The organism is Polynucleobacter sp. MWH-UH25E (assembly GCF_018687095.1).
Classification (GTDB): Bacteria; Pseudomonadota; Gammaproteobacteria; order Burkholderiales; family Burkholderiaceae; genus Polynucleobacter.
Map to the genome: position 1 here is coordinate 1,510,029 of NZ_CP061286.1, position 15,017 is coordinate 1,525,045.

Below are 15,017 nucleotides of genomic sequence, written 5' to 3' on the forward strand. Positions count from 1 at the left end.
TATGAGCGCCTTCAAGCTTTGTGGCTACAACATTGGCTTAGACCAACGTTTTTTTCTGATTGCTGGAACCTGCGTCATTGAGTCGGAGCAGTCAGCTATCGATGTAGCCGGACAGCTAAAAGAAATTGCATCCTCACTTAACATCCCTTTTATTTACAAATCTTCATTTGATAAAGCCAATCGATCATCAGGTAATTCATATCGTGGCTTGGGAATGGATAAGGGTCTTGAGATTCTTGCTAAAGTGAAAAAGCAAATAGGTGTACCTGTCTTAACTGATGTTCATGACATTGCAGAGATTGCACCAGTCGCCCAGGTAGTAGACGTCCTACAAACACCCGCATTTCTTTGCAGACAAACAGACTTTATACGTGCCTGTGCTCAGAGCGGTAAGCCAGTCAACTTTAAAAAAGGTCAATTTCTATCTCCACATGAGATGCTCAATGTGATTGAGAAGGCTAGAGTTGCTGCGGCTGAGAAAGGTCTTCTTGATCAATTTATGGTTTGTGAGCGCGGTGCGTCATTTGGCTACAACAATCTTGTATCGGATATGCGTAGTCTTGCAATATTGCGAGAATCAAAGGCGCCTGTAGTCTTTGATGCCACCCACTCTGTCCAGCTTCCTGGAGGCCAAGGAAGCTCCAGCGGTGGTCAGCGAGAATTTGTTCCTGTATTGGCCCGTGCAGCCGTTGCTGTTGGCATTAGTGGGCTATTTATGGAAACACATCCGGATCCGGCTAAAGCGCTATCAGACGGCCCTAACGCCGTACCGCTTAATCGCATGAGAGAACTGCTGGAGTCCTTGCTTTCAATTGATAGCGCTGTGAAATCAAGCAATGCTTTTTTAGAAGATAGCTTTAAGTAACCAAGTTTATTAGATACCCAATTTCATATTGTTTTAAGGAGAAGGTGCATGAGCGCCATTGTTGACATAATCGGTAGAGAAGTTTTAGATTCACGCGGCAACCCAACGGTAGAGTGTGATGTTTTGCTTGAATCGGGCGTGATGGGTCGTGCGGCCGTGCCATCGGGTGCGTCAACTGGATCACGCGAAGCCATTGAACTGCGTGATGGCGACAAATCTCGCTATCTAGGTAAGGGTGTATTAAAAGCCGTTCAAAACATCAATGTCGAAATCGCTGAAACTATCCTTGGTTTAGATGCGAGCGAGCAGGCTTTTTTAGATAAGACCCTGATTGACTTAGATGGCACTCACAATAAGGCTCGATTAGGTGCTAATGCAACATTGGCAGTATCTATGGCAGTAGCAAGAGCTGCTGCTGAAGAGGCTGGATTGCCTTTATATCGTTACTTTGGTGGCTCCGGTGGCATGCAGTTACCAGTTCCAATGATGAACATTGTGAATGGTGGCGCCCACGCAAATAACAGTTTAGATATCCAAGAATTCATGGTCATGCCAGTAGGCGCTGAAAGCTTCCGCGATGCTCTGCGATGTGGCGCTGAGATTTTCCATGAACTCAAAAAGATTATCGGATCTCAAGGTATGCCAACAACTGTTGGCGATGAAGGTGGCTTTGCACCAAACTTCAAGAGTAATCATGAGTGCTTGCAAACAATTATGAAAGCTATTGAAGGTGCTGGATATCAAGCTGGTGAAGATGTATTGTTGGCGCTAGATTGCGCAGCAAGCGAGTTTTACAAAGATGGCAAATATCATTTGTCAGGAGAGGGCTTGCAACTGAGCTCTAGTGAGTTTTCAGACTATCTAGGTAATTTGGCTGATCAGTTTCCGATTGTGTCTATTGAAGATGGCATGCATGAAAGCGATTGGGATGGTTGGGCTGACATTACGAAGAAGCTTGGCAAGAAGATTCAGTTGGTTGGCGATGACCTTTTTGTTACCAATACTCGTATCTTGAAAGAAGGTATTGAGAAGGGTATTGCTAATTCCATTCTGATCAAAATCAATCAGATCGGCACATTAACCGAGACTTTTGCTGCGATTGAGATGGCAAAACGTGCGAATTACACTGCTGTGATTTCTCATCGTTCAGGCGAAACTGAAGACAGTACTATCGCGGATATTGCAGTTGGTACAAATGCTGGCCAGATTAAGACTGGTTCTCTGTCCCGCTCAGACCGTATTGCTAAATACAATCAATTACTCCGTATTGAAGAAGATTTGGGTGATGTCGCTACTTATCCAGGCAAGTCTGTTTTTTATAACCTAAGTCGCTAATACATTCGTTATTTATGCGCATTGTCATCTACTCCATGCTGGTATTGCTAATTGCAATCCAGTTCCCGCTATGGCTAGGTAAGGGTGGATGGCTAAAAGTGTATGAAATGGAGAAGCAAGTAGAGCTACAAGAGGCTAAAAATAGTCTCTTGGCTCTTCGCAATGCAAAGCTCTCTGGTGATGTAAAGGACTTAAAGGATGGAACCCGCGCAATTGAAGAGCGTGCACGTGTTGAACATGGTCTCATCAAGGAGGGTGAGTTCTTTGTGCAAATCTTGCCAGCAGACAAATCAAATTCTGCACCCCCTACAAAGCAGTAAGCAGACTTAACTGACTAACTAACTTAGTGACCCTTCGATGGGGGCCTTGTAGCATCGCTTAATAAATCCGTTTTAAATACCTGCAGGCAATCAACTGCATCAAAGCGATAGGGCTTAGCGCAAAAATCGCAAATCGTTTCAACGGATCCACGTTCTTCTAGGATGCCCTGAACTTCCTCTTCGCCAAGCATCCTCAGTACATCAGCTACTTTATTGCGTGAACAGGTGCATGAAAACCGAATAGGGCGCACTGGAAAGCTCCGCACCCCATATTCCATAGACTCCTCTAGGAAAAGTCTTCTCAAGGTTGTTTGTGGGGGCAGGGTAAGCAATTCTTCATTGGTAATAGTCTCGCCAAGAGTCTGAATACGAGACCAGCCTTCCGCCGCTGATTGTGGGTCAAGATGGCTATGACCCCCAGAGTTTGGTAGTCGTTGCAAGAGTAGGCCGCCAACACTTTTATCATCTGAGCTAAGCCAGATGCGTGTATCTAACTGCTCTGAATTTTGCATATACAAAGCAATTGCTTCAGCAGCATTTGCAACAGGCCTGAGCTCATCACCGAAATATTCCTGAAGAGCAACAATTCCCTGGTAAGGTGCCTGTCCCGGCTCTCGATCTGCCGGATCAAGCGTAATGACTAGTCTCCCAGTGTTGCTGGCATCTAATAATTCGCCTAGAGTTGCTTTATGGTCAATTTCCGAAGGTTCCACTGAAAGCTTTACAGTCGCACGCATGCTGAGATCAGATTTGCACTCAACCACTAAAAGCTGAATAGGGCCTTTACTCTGGGCTTGGATAATTAAAGTGCCATCAAATTTAAGGCTGGCGCTAAGAAGGGTGGCGGCTCCAACAAAATCACCTAGTATTTTGCGAACCGCTGGAGGGTCATTGCGTCGCTCCAAAACAGCCTGCCAGGCAGAGCCAATGGAAACTATTTCCCCGCGAACGGGTGCACCATCACAAATAAATACAAGTAGTTCATTCATGGTTGAAAGTATCCACTTTTTTTGAAAATACCGCCCATTTAGCCGACCTGAGATAATAGGGCTTATGCATATTCGTACACGCTTTGCCCCAAGTCCCACGGGCTTTATACATTTGGGAAACCTGCGCAGCGCGCTTTATCCATGGGCTTTTGCTCGTCACAATAAGGGCGACTTCATTTTGCGCATTGAAGATACCGACCTAGAGCGATCCACTCAAGAGGCTGTTGATGTGATTATTGAGGGAATGGCTTGGCTTGGCATGGATATCGATGAGGGTCCTATTTACCAAATGCAGCGCATTGATCGCTATCGCGAAGTAATCAAGCAAATGCTGGATGCTGGTTTGGCTTATCCCTGCTATATGAGTGAAGAGGAGTTGAATCATCTTCGCGACCAACAAATGGCAAACAAAGAAAAGCCACGCTATAACGGTTTGTGGAGGCCTGAGCCAGGCAAAACTTTGCCAACAATTCCTGAGGGTGTATTGCCAGTAATCCGCTTTAAAAATCCTATTGGCGGATCGGTTATTTGGAATGATGCGGTTAAAGGTCAGATTGAAATCTCTAACGATGAATTAGATGATCTCATCATTGCTAGACCCGATGGGACACCTACTTATAACTTTTGTGTCGTGGTTGATGACCTCGATATGAAGATCACTCATGTGATCAGAGGCGATGATCATGTGAACAATACACCAAGACAAATCAATATCATGAAGGCCTTAGGCGGTACACCACCAATCTATGCGCATTTGCCAACAGTATTAAATGATCTTGGCGAAAAGATGAGTAAACGCAATGGTGCAATGAGCGTTAGAGACTATCAAAAGGCTGGCTATTTGCCAGAAGCCATCTTGAATTACCTTGCTAGATTGGGTTGGTCCCATGGAGATGCTGAGGTCTTTACAAAAGAGCAATTTGTAAACTGGTTTGATTTAGAGAGTCTCGGACGCTCTCCCGCTCAACACAATCCAGAAAAATTGCTTTGGTTGAATCATCAATATATTCAAAATGCAGATGCAGCTAAGTTAGCGGAAGCAACTAAACCATTTGCCCATGAATTAGGAATTGACACTGAACATGGCCCAGATTTTGTTCAAGTAGTTGGATTATTAAAAGACAGAGCAAACACCTTAATTGAAATTGCAGAGGGCTCAAAACTTTTTTATTTACCTGCACCACAATTAACTGCTGAGCAAATTGCAGAAAATATTCCAGAGACAATTGTTCCGGCTCTAAAAGATTTGATTGAGGCAATTAATGCTGCCGAGCCAAATAAAGAATCTTATAGCGCTGCCTTTAAACAAGTTTTGGCTAAGTATCAACTAAAAATGCCTGCGCTTGCTATGCCTGTTCGCTATGGATTATTTGCTACCACCCAGACCCCAGCCATCGATGCAGTCTTGGTTGTATTGGGCAAGGATGAGGTGATAAATCGGCTTTCCAGGCTGGTCTAGCGTGTAATTTGCGCAGTTGCACAAAAATAGGCTAAAATCTTGGATTGTTTTGATTGTCTTGTGGTTTTGTTGCGAGATTTCGGGGGTATAGCTCAGCTGGGAGAGCGCTTGCATGGCATGCAAGAGGTCAGCGGTTCGATCCCGCTTATCTCCACCAAGATTTCAAAACAGAAGACGTACAAAGTAGTCTAGGTCCCCATCGTCTAGAGGCCTAGGACATCACCCTTTCACGGTGAGTACGGGGGTTCGAATCCCCCTGGGGACGCCAAATAATTGGTTGCTGTAGTTGCGGTACCTTGAAGTAATTTGGAGCGGTAGTTCAGTTGGTTAGAATATCTGCCTGTCACGCAGAGGGTCGCGGGTTCGAGTCCCGTCCGTTCCGCCAAATTCCTAATTAAAAAGCCTCCCATTCGGAGGCTTTTTAATTATTGACTCTAGATACTATTGCGACGTCGGTGAGGTGCTCGCAAAATTATTACTATCTGTAGGACCGCCCGGATTTGCAGACTGACCAGATGATTTGTCATAGCTTCCAGAAACTGAGTTGACTGATGGTTTCACGGCAACAGTTTGAGTTGTGGCGGTAGTAGTTTTGTTTGCAGTAGCAGGAGTGGATGTAGAGGTTGTTGCAGGTGATGAGACTGCTTTGGTTGAACTTGTGCTTGTAGTGGATGCAGCAGAGCTGGGGCTAACGACGGGTTTTGCTGTTGCAGCGATAGTTGCCGAAGTTTTTGCTGCTGCCGCAGCCGCAGCTGCTTTTGCTGCTGCCGCAGCCGCAGCTGCTTTTGCTGCTGCCGCAGCCGCAGCTGCTTTTGCTGCTGCCGCAGCCGCAGCTGCTTTTGCTGCTGCTTGTTGTTGAGCTAAAGTCTGAGATTCCGTAGCCAATGCTGAAAAACTCATGGCTGCAAATGAGACTGCTGACAGAAATGCAACTTTCCTAAAGAAACTATCAATAGATTTCATTTGCTACCTTTCTGTTTCAATTCATGCTCGGGACTTCAAAATTACCGCCCAATCGTTCTAATAGTATCAGTGTTTTCGCGTGAATGGCTCTGGCCTCTATCAGCTCTCCTTCAGTCTCTCGATACTTCAAAATGCCTGATATGCCACTATTTTTTTGGCTAATTGCCTGTTTAAACGCTAAATTCGCATTTTTTAACCGTTCCTGAGCAGACTCATATTGCAAATAAGTTTGGTTAATCTCAGTGAGTATCTTAGTTTTTGTGGAGCTTAAGTTAATTTCATGCTCTGTAACGGTGTTGGATGCAGCCAAAACATCTGAATTGTCCACAAAGCCATTGCCTAGAGGCACGGTCAAAATAAAACTAAACGATTTCTGGGATCCATATCCTATGCCACTCGATGTGTAGGGTGGCGTTTCAGTGTAGTAAACGCCTGGCATAAAGTCGATATTTCGATTTGCTTGCACCAACTCCAAATTCGCGGATGCAGATTCAATGGATGCCCTATTTGTGGATACATCCGGCCTTTTTTCAAGAGCATGCGCTACTAGCTCGCTAACGTTAAATTTCTTAGGTTCAATATTGAGGTTGCCAACAGGGAGTGGAAGAGCCTTATCGGTCTCACCCAAGTAATTTAGCAATCCGTATGAAAAAAACTTCAAATCGTTATTAAGAGTTTTTTGGGTGGAAATAAATTCATTTTTGTATCTGGTTGACTCGCCACCCTTGATTGAACTTAACTGGTCTATAGCTCCTTGGTAGGATTGCCATAGGAGCTTTGTACGCAAGGCATCGATGTAATTAAATATTGCTTGCGTTTCTACAGATCGCGACTCATTCACCGTTTCAGCAAGTTGACGATTAGCCTCGGCTTGGGCATATGCTTCCCGTGCAGATCGCTTTCCCCATCCTTCAATCGTTACTGTCGCGCCAAAAGTATTAGATGAGGGATTCGTATATCCAACATAAGGCTGTTGTGTATAGATACTACCTTTTGAGTAGGTCAATAGTGGGCTGAGACGGGGTGTGCCAGCTTGTTTGGCAATAGATAAAGCGGATTCAGTGTTGAGTTTTTTTACCTTAATGCTCGAATTTTTTTCATTCAATTCATTTAGGTAGGAGGATAGCGTGATTGCCTGAAAGTTGGTGTCTTGAGTTTTATAAGGAGGAAAGCTTTGCCCTGACGCAATAGAGCAATACAAAAAAACGCAAAAGCCAGCGACCGAGCTTAAATTTTTGCGATCCATATTAGTTGGATCCTCTGTTTTTAATAATCAGATTCGGAGTATTGGCATTTAAATGCTGCACCAAAATAGACTTTTCGTTATTTTGTTTAATGAAATTAATGACTTCGTTGGCAACGATCTCCCTCTCATTATCAACAGTAATCATGTGATATGAATTACCAAGCCAAATTACGCGTCTGGTTTCTGATGCAATTTCATGAAGGATGAGATCTGGGTTTTTGGGTGATGCCGTCTCATCATCGATTGCATGGATGACCAAAACATCAGCCTTGATCTCGCCTAATGATTTTTTAGCGTCCTTAATTAGTTGCAATGATTGATAGAGGTGTCGAGCAGGTAAATGAGCAGCTCCTAATTCGCTGACGCTATTAGCCAGAACGGCTTTTCGAATATGGCGTCTTAACTCCTTGTTTTTTACGCCATATGGCTCGGTTTCCCGGTAGTGCCAATTTCTTATGCCGATCTTATATATAAGTGAGAGAAAAGGGTGGTACCAAGGAACTGACCATCCGTCAAAAAATAAAACTGGAGATAAAAGGCAAAGGCTCTGAATTTTCTGGTTTCTGCTGGCAACCGAGATCGCTAAAGTGGCACCCATGCTTAGCCCAACAAGTGAGACTGAATTATGGCTTCTTCTCAAGTCGATCACCAGTTGATCGATAAAGTCTATCCATTCAGGGTATTTGGTCAGGTTTGAGTGCGCAGAATAACCGGGTATCTTAGGAATGAAGTAGCTGATATCCGATTGTTGAAGCAAGCGGGGAATGGCACCCATTTCCAATGCCGAACCGCAAAGACCTGGGAGCAAAACTACTGCATTACCGGTTTTACCTTGATAGAATGATTCAAATAGTTCTTGTTTGTTTGATAAATCGTTCATACGGGTGCTTGATTGGCCCATTCAATAAGACTTCATTATTACCCATGAAATTACTTAATTCGAAACGTTGGGCAAATAGTGGCCCCGAGGCTTACTTCTTCGCAATATTCGGGGTTTTTGTTGCATTTTGCATACGTTTTAGCTTGCATGGATTTTTGCAGGGCAACATCCCAATGACATTTTTCATTCTGAACACCATAGTAATAGCCCTTTTTTACGGTTATTTGCCTAGCGTTTTGACTATTGCATTGTCAGTACCCTTGGCCTTTTTCTTCTTTGTGCCCCCATTTGACTCTTTTGACATGCCAACCCCCCAGGATGGATTCGTTTTTGCTTCTTACATATTGATTGCCTTAATAGCTGTAGGTATTGTGGAATGGCTTCAGCGCGAGCGGTACAAGGCAGACCTGATGGGCAGGGTAAGCAATAGCAACTTCCAGTTGCTCAGCGAGGCTAGCAGTACCATTAAGAGGGCAAAAGACCAGTCTTCTTAGTATTTCTATGAATTTGCTATGTGCTAATGCAATTTTTAGGAAACCGTGTCACAATGGCATGATGCTTAAATTTTCAGCAATTTTAATCTCTGTGTTGATTTCCGCTCCTGCTTTTTCAGCTGGGTTGGGATTCAACCCATTTGATAGAAACTCTCCTACTTCGGCGACCGGCAGCCCGAAACCAGCACCAGCCGCGCCTGCTCCTTCTGCAGCTCCACCGGCGAAGCCAGCTCCTTTGCCAGCAACATCACCCAAGCAGCCTCCTCAAGCAAGCAACCCTGGCGATACCCCAGCCAAAAAATAAACCCAATCACTTTTGAGACTTTTGCATTTGGTTTTTGGGAATTGTTTTTGCATTAAGTGTTGCAATATATAGGGGTTCAACAGCCGGCATCAATTCCGTAAGTTGCTCAATTCGAGTGTCGCCAGAAGGGTGAGTAGATAAGAACTCAAATGTGCCTTTGCCCTCATTGGCCTTATTCATTTTTTGCCACACACTAATGGCCGCCCTTGGGTTGTAACCAGCCCTAGCGGCCAACTCCAATCCAATCGCATCTGCCTCAGATTCATTCTGACGTGAGTTTGGTAAAACCAACACATACTGGGCAGCTTGATTTGCGGCACTTACAGCCGAGCCATAGGGTCCAGCTACAGCCATTGCGATATTAGCAACAGCGCTTTGGGCCATGGCTTGCGATAAACGCTCACGTCCATGCTCTCTTAATGCATGCGCAATCTCGTGACCCATGATGGCAGCAATTTCATCATCATTGAGGTTTAGTTGCTCAATCAGCCCTGTATAAAAGGTAATTTTTCCGCCTGGGGCACATGTCGCATTAAGTATTGGTGCATTGATAAGTACGAGTTGCCAATTCCACTGTTGGGTATCGTCACGAAAAACCCCAGTTTGAGCGATAAGTCGATTGGAAATAGTCTTTAGCCTATCGTAGGCAGGGCCGGAGGTGATGAGAATATTTTTCTCCTTAGCCTTTTGATTCTGATCGTTATAACTAACAGCAGACAGGCGATCAACTTCAGAAGCTGATACCACCAGAAATTGGGAGCGATTAACGCCTACTGCTCCTGACCTTGTTGCATTTGCACAGGCCAGAAGCAGGGTGGTTAAAGCTAGACAAAGTAAAACCTTACTGCATACAACCAAAAACTGCATCCAGTTACTTCTTAGGAGCTGTTATTGAAGCAGCCATAGCATCGTAGTAGATTACCTTTACTTGCTCGCCCACATTAACGTCAGCTAGTAAAGCTGGATTTTTGACAGTAACAGTTGTCACTTTCCCGCTAGGACCTTTTACTGAAACCAGTTTTTTCTCGCGGTTTACTTCAACGATATCAGCAATGATAGTCGTCTTGTTTGCGATAGTTTCAGCCGGCTTTTCATTTGCCTTGGAGCTTGTGACTGTGTTGGTCTCTACCTTACTACGTACGCCATCGCTCTTAGTCTTAATTAACTCAATTGCCACAGCAAGTTGATAAGTCACGTTGAGGTGATCACCTTTTTTAATTTGATTGAAATTGGTGATTTCAGGTCCAGCAACAAACTTAGATTCACCCTCTTTATTTTTAAAAGTGATAGTACGAGTTTTTTTATCAACCTTAATAACATCGCCCTCATAAAGGGAATAACTATTGTCGACAACTGCAGCATCGATCACCATAGGCTTAGAAGGGGTCGGGGTCGAATTGCTTTGCGCAACAGCTGCGGCTGAGAGAGTGGTTGCAGCTATAAGCCCTAAGGAGGCTTTGATAAATTGAATATTCATTCTGTTCCTTATAAGTAAACGATCTTGCTATCAATATTAGCGCAATTTTCTTCAAAATTAGCTATTTAAGACCTGATTCGTGCTCGGGATGAATGTGTCTATCTTTGTTAAGATTCCTATTTATTCAGCATTTCAAAAGGATCCAATGCCACAGTTTGCCGCTAACTTAACTATGCTTTTTAATGAAGCCCCATTTTTAGAGCGCTTCGACTTGGCTGGTAAAGCAGGATTCAAAGCGGTTGAATTCCTTTTTCCCTACGCATTTTCTGCTCAAGAAATAAAAGCCCAATTAGACAAGAATCAATTGCAATTGGTCCTCCATAATTTACCTGCTGGAGATTGGGATGCAGGTGAGCGTGGTATTGCATGTCATCCTGAAAGAATTGATGAGTTTCGTGCAGGTGTTTCTAAGGCAATAGAATATGCCAAGACTCTTGGCGTAGGGCAGTTAAATTGCTTAGCAGGCAAGACGCCAGAAGGTGTAAAGCCTGATGTTATGCGCACTACCTTTGTTGATAATTTGCGCTTTGCCGCCTCTGAGCTAAAGAAAGCAAATTTGCGTCTATTAATTGAACCAATCAATACGTTCGATATTCCTGGTTTTTATCTATCTAAAACTACCCAAGCAATTGAAATTATGGATGAAGTGGGAGCTGATAACCTCTATCTTCAGTATGATATCTATCATGCTCAACGCATGGAAGGCGAGCTGGCAAATACCATTCAAAAATATCTACATCGTATTGCCCATATTCAACTTGCTGACAATCCCGGTCGCCATGAGCCAGGCACTGGCGAGATTAACTATCGTTACCTCTTCGCGCATCTTGACCGAATTGATTACAAGGGGTGGATTGGCTGTGAATATAAGCCGGCAACCACTACTGAGGCAGGTCTTGCTTGGTTAAATGAGCATACTTCTTAAAACATTAAGGCATAACAATTAAAGTCGGAGACATTATGAGCAATCAATTAAACCTTGGATTCATTGGACTTGGAATTATGGGGGCACCTATGGCCAGTCATCTTGTAAATGCTGGACATTCTGTTTTCATTAATACGCGCAGCAAAGTACCTGAGTTGCTTGCTACCTCAAATGCTAAGCAATGTTCTAGCCCAAAGGAAGTGGCGCAGAATGCCGATATTATTTTTACGATGGTTCCTGATACTCCAGATGTTCAGAGAGTACTATTTGGGGAGAATGGTGTTGCTGCAGGATTGAGTAAGGGAAAAATTGTGGTGGATATGAGTTCCATATCTCCAATCGCTACAAAAGAGTTCGCTAAAAAAATAAATGCGCTCGGCTGTGATTATTTAGATGCCCCAGTATCTGGCGGTGAAGTTGGCGCTAAGAATGCAACTCTTTCTATTATGGTCGGCGGCGAAGAGGGTGTATTTAATAAGGTCAAGCCAGTTCTAGACCTAATGGGAAAGAACATCAATTTAGTTGGCGGCAATGGCGATGGGCAAACTACAAAAGTTGCAAACCAAATTATTGTTGCATTGAATATTGAGGCTGTTGCAGAGGCATTGTTATTTGCTTCAAAGGCGGGTGCAGATCCAGCCAAAGTTCGCCAGGCACTAATGGGTGGCTTTGCTGGCTCAAAGATTCTAGAAGTTCATGGAGAGAGAATGGTGAAGCGCACATTCGATCCTGGTTTTCGCATCGAACTCCATCAGAAGGATTTGAATTTAGCTCTGAATAGCGCAAGATCACTTGGTGTATCCCTGCCTAATACTGCTACAGCACAAGAATTATTCAATTCTTGCTCAGCTCATGGTGGCAAGGCTTGGGATCATTCAGCAATGGTTAAAGCTCTTGAGATGATGGCTAACTTTGAAGTAGGGCAGAAGTCCTAATCGGCCCCAATCTCTATGAGTACAACGCTATTAGTTTATTTGCATGGGTTTCGTTCTTCGCCTCGATCCAGTAAGGCGATGATGACGGGCGAGGGAATTAAATCCATTTCCAATTCAGAAAATCCAATCGAATGGTATTGCCCACAATTACTTGCATCCCCCAAGGAGAGCATGGCCATGGTCGAGGATTACATTAAGCGATCTGGTGCCGATCAAATGGTTGTTGTGGGTTCATCATTAGGTGGATTCTATGCAAATTACCTTGCTGAAAAATATGGCTGCAAGGCTATCGTTTTAAATCCTGCAGTTAGGGCGGCTAGAGAGTTGGCTCCACACGTTGGCATGATGACTGCTTATGATAGTGATGAGCCTTTTGACTTTCGCCCTGAATACATTGATGAACTTAGAGCTTTGCAGGTCGAAAAAATTAGCAATCCATCCCGGTATTTTTTGATTGCCGCCAAGGGTGATGAGCTCCTAGACTGGCAAGAGATGGTTGGCTTTTACCCAGGAGCTAAACACCTTGTACTTGAAGGTAGCGACCATGGAATTGCGGAATATGCAGACCATCTTCCGCAAGTATTGAAATTTATCTCCACCTAAAAAATTTCCTCTGTTGATTGCATTTTCCTTCTTCGGTAAGATGTTCAAAACGACCGCTTGAGGATAGAGCTTATAGAGGCGGCCTAGAAAGGAGAGATTGTGCTGAGCATCTTGAAATTAGACGCTGGTGGCATTCCCCAAGGCTGGGTGAACGCAGAAGGCGCTACTAAGCATTATGCAGAGAGTAGTGTTCTTTGGACTTTGGGTGATCCCATTATGCGTATGCGTGGCGGCATATCACGAGTCAGTGGTACGCAATCCATTATTGAGCTCCATTCCATCATTGCCGTTAAGGGCAGTTCAAAAATTAATCTTTTTGATGTAGCCCCAATAATTACTAAACACAAATTGTTTAAACGCGATCGCGGTCTCTGCGCTTATTGTGGAGATGCAATTTCTGAGAGCTGTGCAGAAGCTGAGCATATTATTCCCAATAGCAAGGGTGGAAAATATTCTTGGATGAATCTAGCCATTTCATGCAGGCCATGCAATCAACGCAAGGGCAATCGAACTCCCGAGCAGGCTGGAATGAGTTTGCTGTATGCGCCGTATCTACCCAGCCTCTATGAAGATATGATTCTGAAGGGGCGCAATATCTTGGCGGATCAAATGGATTTCTTAGCGGCAAATCTTCCCAAAAATAGCCGCCTCCTCGAGGGTCTCACATAAAATCGGCGCTTTGCTAGTATTGCGATCTAGTATGAGCTCACTTTTTCGCAAACAATCTTTGTGTGTACTTCTAATTGCATTGCTCCTGTCCTTGTTGGGGCATCTCGTTCTATTTTTTGGCTTGCCATTCATTTCCTTTTCTACCACTTCGGATGTCTCTGATGATTTGATCATCAGATCTGAATTGAAATCGGAGCCTCCGAAGAAAATTCAAATGACTAGTGCTCCCAAACGGAAACCTAAGGAGCAAAGTTCTTCAAATGATTTGTTGAATAACCAATCCTCATACTCAAGCGCCCAAGGAGGCGCATTCAACCAGGCTGGAGTTCCATTTAAGCTGCCAGAATCAGGGACCATTTATTACGATTCCTTCGTTGATGGTCAAAAGTTCCAAACAGGCGAAATTGATTGGATTGTGGATGGCAACTTCTATCGTCTATACGTAAACATTCCTTATGCATTTGTTGGACCATTTATCTTTGAATCAAGAGGAACCGTTGACTCATTCGGCATTGCCCCAGCTATTTATTGGTCACAACGTGGCACTAGAGCGCCTCGTTATTCCCGCTTTGATCGAGATCTAAATGGAGGAGGGCAGATGTTCTTTTCGGAGAAGCCCGAATTTACCCCCAATATTGTTCCGGGTACTCAAGATCGATTTAGTCTAATGTTTCAATTAGCATCGCTTCTTAACGGTGACAGCAAAATTGATGAGCCAGGAACTATTCGATCCATTCCCGTTGTTGATTACAACACCCTAGATCAGTGGCATTTCAAAAGCTATGGGGAGGCCATTAACGAAGACATACCGAGCTTAGGTAAGTCAGTAAATCGACATTACGCATTGATGCAACGAGAAAACGACCCTTATAAACGACAGGTAGACATTTGGTTAGCAAAAGACTTAGAGTGGCTTCCTGGGCGCATTCGCTCACTCGAGGCTAATGGACGGGTGCTTGAGCTGGTCTTTAAACAAAAGAATCCAATCGCCCTAAATCCAAGCCCAATACCTGGATTTAACTAACCTCCAATGCTTCCGTTTTGGGAACTGCTTTTATTAATTAGCGATCCCATCATGGTGTACAAGGCTGCGCCAGACATGGATACGGCAAAAATGCCCGTGAAAGAGATGATGATTGGCAATATGCGCCATTGTTCAGTCAGCTTGTAATCACCATAACCGACGGTTGTATACATTTCGCCAGCAAAGAAGAAAGTTTGCGGGTTTGTAGGAAATACCTTCATGCCTACGCAAATGTAGGCCCAAATGATAATTTCAGAGAAATGGATGGCTATAACTAAGAAGATTGCTATGAAATAGGAAAGAAAGCTTGCCCCAAAAATTCTATGGCGAGTCATTACGCCGTCAATCCAATGAAATGCACCAGCAATTCCTAAAACAATAATTGCGTGAACTGCCAGCATTAGACATGCGCTGATCAATACTATCCATATATGACTATTGGCGATATCCGCATTGATCTCGTTGAATAGAGTGACAAAGCTCGGAAGGTCAGCGTTCTGAATGAAGTTGAACATGGCTAGGTTTATAT

The 15,017-nt window shown here is 44.0% G+C and carries 18 protein-coding genes and 3 tRNA genes; 13 read left to right on the forward strand and 8 right to left on the reverse strand.

Translation table 11 applies throughout. From position 1 onward, the window contains the following. Position 1 precedes the first annotated feature (1 nt). From kdsA to ftsB, 3 genes are read left to right on the forward strand one after another with little or no spacing between them, the layout of a single operon-like run. Positions 2-865, forward strand: coding sequence for a 3-deoxy-8-phosphooctulonate synthase (gene kdsA / locus ICV39_RS07870; RefSeq protein WP_215389556.1), 864 nt, complete (start codon positions 2-4; stop codon positions 863-865). Positions 866-913: 48 nt separating this feature from the next. After that, complete coding sequence (gene eno, locus ICV39_RS07875) at positions 914-2,200, forward strand: phosphopyruvate hydratase (protein ID WP_215389557.1); 1,287 nt, start codon at positions 914-916, stop codon at positions 2,198-2,200. 14 nt (positions 2,201-2,214) lie between these two features. Then, complete coding sequence (ftsB, locus tag ICV39_RS07880) at positions 2,215-2,520, forward strand: cell division protein FtsB (protein ID WP_215389558.1); 306 nt, start codon at positions 2,215-2,217, stop codon at positions 2,518-2,520. 23 nt (positions 2,521-2,543) lie between these two features. On the opposite strand, the gene ICV39_RS07885 is transcribed toward ftsB, so the two are convergent. After that, positions 2,544-3,509, reverse strand: a complete 966-nt coding sequence (locus ICV39_RS07885) for an Hsp33 family molecular chaperone HslO (protein WP_215389559.1) — start codon at positions 3,507-3,509, stop codon at positions 2,544-2,546. A 64-nt stretch (positions 3,510-3,573) separates the two neighbouring features. Between ICV39_RS07885 and gltX the strand changes: the two genes are divergently transcribed. The 4 genes from gltX (at position 3,574) to ICV39_RS07905 (ending at position 5,353) form a co-directional block, all read left to right on the forward strand. Next, positions 3,574-4,968 (forward strand): glutamate--tRNA ligase, encoded by a 1,395-nt coding sequence (gltX, locus tag ICV39_RS07890; RefSeq protein WP_215389560.1) that lies wholly within the window; start codon positions 3,574-3,576, stop codon positions 4,966-4,968. A gap of 81 nt (positions 4,969-5,049) precedes the next feature. Continuing rightward, a tRNA-Ala gene (locus tag ICV39_RS07895) sits at positions 5,050-5,125 on the forward strand. A 35-nt stretch (positions 5,126-5,160) separates the two neighbouring features. Next, positions 5,161-5,236, forward strand: a tRNA-Glu gene (locus ICV39_RS07900). A gap of 40 nt (positions 5,237-5,276) precedes the next feature. Further along, a tRNA-Asp gene (locus ICV39_RS07905) sits at positions 5,277-5,353 on the forward strand. A gap of 56 nt (positions 5,354-5,409) precedes the next feature. Here the strand turns inward: ICV39_RS07905 and ICV39_RS07910 are convergent. From ICV39_RS07910 to ICV39_RS07920, 3 genes are read right to left on the reverse strand one after another with little or no spacing between them, the layout of a single operon-like run. Beyond that, positions 5,410-5,931, reverse strand: coding sequence for a hypothetical protein (locus ICV39_RS07910; RefSeq protein WP_215389561.1), 522 nt, complete (start codon positions 5,929-5,931; stop codon positions 5,410-5,412). Positions 5,932-5,947: 16 nt separating this feature from the next. Beyond that, positions 5,948-7,177, reverse strand: a complete 1,230-nt coding sequence (locus tag ICV39_RS07915; protein WP_215389562.1) for a TolC family protein — start codon at positions 7,175-7,177, stop codon at positions 5,948-5,950. Between the two features lies 1 nt (position 7,178). Then, complete coding sequence (locus ICV39_RS07920) at positions 7,179-8,057, reverse strand: carboxylesterase (protein WP_215389563.1); 879 nt, start codon at positions 8,055-8,057, stop codon at positions 7,179-7,181. A gap of 44 nt (positions 8,058-8,101) precedes the next feature. Here ICV39_RS07920 and ICV39_RS07925 point away from each other — a divergent pair, with 44 nt between their 5' ends. Beyond that, positions 8,102-8,551: a DUF4118 domain-containing protein gene (locus tag ICV39_RS07925; protein WP_215389564.1), complete on the forward strand. Its 450-nt coding sequence runs from the start codon at positions 8,102-8,104 to the stop codon at positions 8,549-8,551. Between the two features lie 48 nt (positions 8,552-8,599). On the opposite strand, the gene ICV39_RS07930 is transcribed toward ICV39_RS07925, so the two are convergent. From ICV39_RS07930 to ICV39_RS07940, 3 genes are read right to left on the reverse strand one after another with little or no spacing between them, the layout of a single operon-like run. After that, entirely contained in the window at positions 8,600-8,806 is a 207-nt protein-coding gene (locus tag ICV39_RS07930) for a hypothetical protein (RefSeq protein ID WP_215389565.1), read from the reverse strand. A 55-nt stretch (positions 8,807-8,861) separates the two neighbouring features. Continuing rightward, positions 8,862-9,722 (reverse strand): M48 family metallopeptidase, encoded by an 861-nt coding sequence (locus tag ICV39_RS07935; protein WP_215389566.1) that lies wholly within the window; start codon positions 9,720-9,722, stop codon positions 8,862-8,864. A 4-nt stretch (positions 9,723-9,726) separates the two neighbouring features. Then, a complete protein-coding gene (locus ICV39_RS07940; protein WP_215389567.1) occupies positions 9,727-10,332 on the reverse strand; it encodes a hypothetical protein in 606 nt (201 codons plus the stop codon). A gap of 145 nt (positions 10,333-10,477) precedes the next feature. Between ICV39_RS07940 and hyi the strand changes: the two genes are divergently transcribed. The 5 genes from hyi (at position 10,478) to ICV39_RS07965 (ending at position 14,488) form a co-directional block, all read left to right on the forward strand. After that, entirely contained in the window at positions 10,478-11,257 is a 780-nt protein-coding gene (hyi, locus tag ICV39_RS07945; protein WP_215390958.1) for a hydroxypyruvate isomerase, read from the forward strand. Between the two features lie 35 nt (positions 11,258-11,292). After that, entirely contained in the window at positions 11,293-12,192 is a 900-nt protein-coding gene (gene glxR, locus ICV39_RS07950) for a 2-hydroxy-3-oxopropionate reductase (RefSeq protein WP_371816531.1), read from the forward strand. Between the two features lie 15 nt (positions 12,193-12,207). Beyond that, the gene (locus tag ICV39_RS07955; RefSeq protein WP_215389568.1) at positions 12,208-12,795 is read left to right on the forward strand and encodes a YqiA/YcfP family alpha/beta fold hydrolase; all 588 of its coding nucleotides are present in this window, start codon (positions 12,208-12,210) and stop codon (positions 12,793-12,795) included. A gap of 99 nt (positions 12,796-12,894) precedes the next feature. Beyond that, positions 12,895-13,464 carry an HNH endonuclease gene (locus ICV39_RS07960; RefSeq protein ID WP_371816532.1) on the forward strand — a complete coding sequence of 190 codons (570 nt, stop codon included), beginning with the start codon at positions 12,895-12,897 and terminating at the stop codon, positions 13,462-13,464. A 31-nt stretch (positions 13,465-13,495) separates the two neighbouring features. Then, positions 13,496-14,488, forward strand: coding sequence for a DUF3108 domain-containing protein (locus tag ICV39_RS07965; protein WP_215389569.1), 993 nt, complete (start codon positions 13,496-13,498; stop codon positions 14,486-14,488). On the opposite strand, the gene ICV39_RS07970 is transcribed toward ICV39_RS07965, so the two are convergent. Then, on the reverse strand, positions 14,485-15,003 hold the full coding sequence (locus tag ICV39_RS07970; protein ID WP_215389570.1) for an ion channel: 519 nt from the start codon (positions 15,001-15,003) through the stop codon (positions 14,485-14,487). The two genes, ICV39_RS07965 and ICV39_RS07970, sit on opposite strands and share 4 nt — an antisense overlap. Positions 15,004-15,017 lie beyond the last annotated feature (14 nt).

Bases quoted from the DNA above. Each gene is read 5' to 3' on its own strand.
- kdsA (WP_215389556.1), top strand. From the start codon at position 2: ATGAGCGCCTTCAAGCTTTGTGGCTACAACATTGGCTTAGACCAACGT.
- eno (WP_215389557.1), top strand. From the start codon at position 914: ATGAGCGCCATTGTTGACATAATCGGTAGAGAAGTTTTAGATTCACGC.
- ftsB (WP_215389558.1), top strand. From the start codon at position 2,215: ATGCGCATTGTCATCTACTCCATGCTGGTATTGCTAATTGCAATCCAG.
- ICV39_RS07885 (WP_215389559.1), bottom strand. From the start codon at position 3,509: ATGAATGAACTACTTGTATTTATTTGTGATGGTGCACCCGTTCGCGGG.
- gltX (WP_215389560.1), top strand. From the start codon at position 3,574: ATGCATATTCGTACACGCTTTGCCCCAAGTCCCACGGGCTTTATACAT.
- ICV39_RS07910 (WP_215389561.1), bottom strand. From the start codon at position 5,931: ATGAAATCTATTGATAGTTTCTTTAGGAAAGTTGCATTTCTGTCAGCA.
- ICV39_RS07915 (WP_215389562.1), bottom strand. From the start codon at position 7,177: ATGGATCGCAAAAATTTAAGCTCGGTCGCTGGCTTTTGCGTTTTTTTG.
- ICV39_RS07920 (WP_215389563.1), bottom strand. From the start codon at position 8,057: ATGAACGATTTATCAAACAAACAAGAACTATTTGAATCATTCTATCAA.
- ICV39_RS07925 (WP_215389564.1), top strand. From the start codon at position 8,102: ATGAAATTACTTAATTCGAAACGTTGGGCAAATAGTGGCCCCGAGGCT.
- ICV39_RS07935 (WP_215389566.1), bottom strand. From the start codon at position 9,722: ATGCAGTTTTTGGTTGTATGCAGTAAGGTTTTACTTTGTCTAGCTTTA.
- ICV39_RS07940 (WP_215389567.1), bottom strand. From the start codon at position 10,332: ATGAATATTCAATTTATCAAAGCCTCCTTAGGGCTTATAGCTGCAACC.
- hyi (WP_215390958.1), top strand. From the start codon at position 10,478: ATGCCACAGTTTGCCGCTAACTTAACTATGCTTTTTAATGAAGCCCCA.
- glxR (WP_371816531.1), top strand. From the start codon at position 11,293: ATGAGCAATCAATTAAACCTTGGATTCATTGGACTTGGAATTATGGGG.
- ICV39_RS07955 (WP_215389568.1), top strand. From the start codon at position 12,208: ATGAGTACAACGCTATTAGTTTATTTGCATGGGTTTCGTTCTTCGCCT.
- ICV39_RS07965 (WP_215389569.1), top strand. From the start codon at position 13,496: ATGAGCTCACTTTTTCGCAAACAATCTTTGTGTGTACTTCTAATTGCA.
- ICV39_RS07970 (WP_215389570.1), bottom strand. From the start codon at position 15,003: ATGTTCAACTTCATTCAGAACGCTGACCTTCCGAGCTTTGTCACTCTA.